Source organism: Streptomyces sp. NPDC037290, from assembly GCF_055603245.1.
The window spans coordinates 1-3,124 of sequence record NZ_JBVJVZ010000098.1 but is presented as its reverse complement, the minus strand read 5'-3'; the positions used below and the strand labels follow the sequence as shown (position 1 = coordinate 3,124).

Below are 3,124 nucleotides of genomic sequence, written 5' to 3'. Positions count from 1 at the left end.
CACCAGATGACCGCCCCCGACTACCGCACCGAGATGACCGAACGCCACACTGTCTGGCACACGATCACTGGAACGACATCCATGGACACGGCCAGGTGAAGCAGGCACCACGAGCACCACCGGCATACCCCAACACGCCTACCCCATCAGCAACTTGACAAGCCCCGTCGTCTGCCGACCGCCGGCGTCTGGGGCCTGTCGGGGGTGGGATTCGGTGACGGCTGCGCCCGCCTGGCGCATCCGCGCGGCTTGCACCCACTGCGTTTCGGCGTGCTCGGCCGCATCCAGCAACCTGACCACAGCACGCGGCAGCCACCACGTCGATCGCCTCCCCTCAAGGGTCTGCTCCACGAGCATCTGCCGCCAATCGATCCCCGCCAGATGGGACGCCCGGCCGCCTTCACGTCGAGCTGCCCGCTCGGGGCTGCCCAGCTCCTGCAGCTCCTCTGTGATGCGCCGGCGCCAACGCAGCGGCGTTTCCCCGTCGTCCTCCCGCCTCGGCGCCTCGCGAAACGGACCGATGCGCACCAGGTCCTGCCGGTCCATCCCCACCGCGTTCAGTTCCGCTGCCGCCCGGCGCACGTCAGCCTCCACAACACTCCACCGACCGGCCTCCGCCCTCACCGTCGCCACCACATCACCGCCGAGCAGGACGTACCCCAGCCGGGCACAGGCAGGAGAACAGGTGAATGCCCCACAAGCCGTCGGCACAGCACTACCGGCCGTCAGATCAACCCACAAAGCGTCCGCGGCACCCAGGGCGATCAGACCGCCCGCGCGACCGGACATGACACGCTCCAACATGCCCACAGGCTAACGGGCCACACGGGAACGCTATTTAACAGCCCATGCGTCCCCACGGGTGCCGCGGATCTTTTGATTGATGATCGGGCGTGCACCAGGCCGTTGTCGGATCATGATCCGGTCGATACTGCTGTACTGGTGGGTGTCGATGCGCTGTGCGGTGGCGCTGATGGCCTGCCGGTGCACATGGGCAGCATTGCCGCTGAAGAGGGTCACCTCCGCCTGCGGCAGGGCCACGCCGAGTTTGTGTGCGTCATAGGCGCAGCTGGCCGTGCTGCCATACATCACGGCGGTGATCAGGCCTTTCTGATTGATGGCCCAGCCGGGGTTGGTGACACCGCAGTCGTCGTAGCTTGCCAGCAGGTCAGGGGCCAGCAATTGACCCTGGCGCCTGAAGTAGATGCCATTCCGACTGGTCGCGTATTTGATGGTCCACACTTGAGGGAAAATGATGTCGCGGTAAGCGGCGGTGTACTGTCCGTGGACCAGCTTGATGTCGGCGTCGGCGAAGGGGCCGACTCCAGCCACGTATGTAAAGTGTCGCGGGAAGGGTTCGGTGGAGACGGCCAGATGCTGCTCCGCGACGCCATTGACCACGCCGTCGAAGTACAAATCCCACCGCCACCGGTGACCACCCTTATAGCCCGATTTAAGGATCAATGATGGGCGGGCGCAGTTGCTGACGTGCGCGCCCCTGAAGGTGATCTCGTGACTGCGGTCGGTTAACTGCGGCCAGTGCAGGCCGTCATTGGACCGCAGTATTGCACACCCCGGGATAGCGACCGGTCCGGCGGTCATCGCCATGACCCAGTGACCGTCCTTGAGCCTGACCGCTGAGGGGTCGTTGACGTGGTTGTAAATGCCGTGACCGATGATCGTCCGGATTCCGGAGAAGCCGTGGGTGAGTGTGTCGTCTCTGGTGCTGGACATGTAGATATCGTCGTGTTGCTGTCCTGCGGCCTGCCAGCCGCCGAAATAGACGTTCCAGATGCCGCCTGCCCTGAGAGGGTCCATGACAGGGTTGGCCGCATACAGATTGGGGCCGTTGACGACCGGGTTGCCGCGGTAGGGCACAAAGAATGCCTGACGTGGATCTTTGACTGATCTACCCACATGGAAGACGGTGAACGGATCACCACCTTTCCCGAGATAGTCAGCCTCGTTGATGCCATGGCGGGTGCTGCCAGTAAGCAGACCACCATCACCCAGAGCGAGCTAACCGAGAGTCATTTCCGTTTTAACTTCGTGTGACCTCCTAGGACCGTGTGTCCACGGCGCAGTCACGGTCGGGGGTCGGCGGACTTCCCATGTTATGCGCTGAGCCGTTCCGTGACATGTGGTGACTGCATGATCACCGCGATCGCCTGTCACATGACCATAACTGAGATGACAACGCTCGGCGCTTCCAGCGGCTGGATCGTCACCGCCCTGCACGCCGGACTACAAAAAGCCACTGGCTGGCGCACTGCCAAAGGTGGCTGGAACGGACCTGAGAGTAAAAACACTCGCTCGACACCTCACGTCACTTGCGGGGGATCTGCTCTGGCGTCGCCACGCAACGAAATCCGGTGCCGTCGTCGTGCATCGTGTCATTCGCGTCAATTAGGAAAACGGCCGGCGCTCCCCGAAACAGAGGGCTTGTCGGTGTGAGGTCTCAGGAGATGCTTGACCGTTTGTGCTCAGAACATGGGTGACACGTTCGGTTGGACGTCCGCTGTCTCCCGTCCCTCGGTGGGGCGGAGGTGTTTCGGTCGGTGGTCGTGTATGCACAGCAACTGGCCGCCGAGTACCGCTACCGGGCCGTCCGCGAGGCGCTCGGCGGGTCTCCGATCGGGGAGGTCGCCGCCCGGTACGGCACCTCGTGATCGCTTCCGTCGTGGCCGTGCCCAGCGCCCGCGCCGTGTGCTCGGCCTTCACCGCCGCGATGCGCCGCTACGGCGTGCCCTTCGAGGTGCTGACGGACAACGGCAAGCAGTTCACCGGCCGGCACCAACGGCCACAGCCGGTGGAGGTGCTCTTCGAGCGCATCTGCCGGGAGAACGGCATCACCCAGCGGCTGGCCAAGTCGCGGTCACCCACCACGGGCGAGATCGAAGCTTTCACCGCACCCTGCGCGAGGAGTTCCTCGATCACGTCGTGCCGTTCGAGTCGCTGGCCGCGGCCCAGGAAGCGATCGACGGCTGGGTACACGCATACAACCACCAGCGCCCGCACCAGGCCCTGAACGATGGTGTCCCTCGTCGTGGTGTTGGGGATCAGCGGCTGGGAGTGCGCGGGCGTCTGCCCGGGGCGCACTTCCACGGGTGAGTGCCGCTCCCTG

Annotated in this window: 3 protein-coding genes and 1 pseudogene; 2 read left to right on the top strand and 2 right to left on the bottom strand. The window is 64.4% G+C overall.

Annotation, left to right across the window (positions count from 1 at the left end; translation table 11 throughout):
* Positions 1-138: 138 nt before the first annotated feature.
* Both ACZ7HQ_RS45050 and ACZ7HQ_RS45045 read right to left on the bottom strand, forming a co-directional pair.
* Complete coding sequence (locus ACZ7HQ_RS45050) at positions 139-804, bottom strand: hypothetical protein (protein ID WP_471003325.1); 666 nt, start codon at positions 802-804, stop codon at positions 139-141.
* A gap of 30 nt (positions 805-834) precedes the next feature.
* Positions 835-1,917 carry a hypothetical protein gene (locus ACZ7HQ_RS45045; RefSeq protein WP_471003322.1) on the bottom strand — a complete coding sequence of 361 codons (1,083 nt, stop codon included), beginning with the start codon at positions 1,915-1,917 and terminating at the stop codon, positions 835-837.
* Between ACZ7HQ_RS45045 and ACZ7HQ_RS45040 the strand changes: the two genes are divergently transcribed.
* Positions 1,918-2,055, top strand: coding sequence for a hypothetical protein (locus ACZ7HQ_RS45040; protein WP_471003319.1), 138 nt, complete (start codon positions 1,918-1,920; stop codon positions 2,053-2,055).
* A 601-nt stretch (positions 2,056-2,656) separates the two neighbouring features.
* Positions 2,657-3,042 (top strand): annotated as a pseudogene (locus ACZ7HQ_RS45035) (integrase core domain-containing protein); the annotation flags it as partial.
* Positions 3,043-3,124: the final 82 nt, after the last annotated feature.

Coding starts and splice junctions, on each gene's coding strand:
- ACZ7HQ_RS45050 (WP_471003325.1), bottom strand. CDS start 804: ATGTTGGAGCGTGTCATGTCCGGTCGCGCGGGCGGTCTGATCGCCCTG.
- ACZ7HQ_RS45040 (WP_471003319.1), top strand. CDS start 1,918: ATGGAAGACGGTGAACGGATCACCACCTTTCCCGAGATAGTCAGCCTC.